Genomic DNA, 308 nt, shown 5'->3' on the forward strand with positions numbered 1-308 from the left:
CCCGCAACAATAGTGAGGCTTCGCGCGGCCCCATCGTTCCACCAAACAATAAATACTCCTTATTAAAAAGATCCTTCATTACTTCACCACTAGTAATTAATGCACCGCCTAACAAGTCACTATGTCCTCCTAAGTATTTAGATGCGGAATGAACTACAATATCAATCCCATAAGTTAAAGGCTTTTGAAAGAGGGGGGTGGCCCATGTATTATCAATGATCGTACGAACACCACAAGACCTTGCCATATCACCAATAACCTTAAGATCGACAAGTTGAAGATTCAAATCTGTCGGATTTTCCAGCTAT

Annotated in this window: 1 protein-coding gene; it reads right to left on the reverse strand. The window is 41.2% G+C overall.

All coding sequences use genetic code 11. The annotated features are described in order from the left end of the window. The coding region (locus SB773_RS30905) for a PLP-dependent transferase (RefSeq protein ID WP_410594059.1) at positions 1-247 on the reverse strand (247 nt) is incomplete at its 3' end. Positions 248-308: the final 61 nt, after the last annotated feature.

It is taken from the genome of Bacillus sp. SIMBA_074 (assembly GCF_046534555.1).
GTDB classification, from domain to species: Bacteria; Bacillota; Bacilli; order Bacillales; family Bacillaceae_G; genus Bacillus_A; species Bacillus_A mycoides.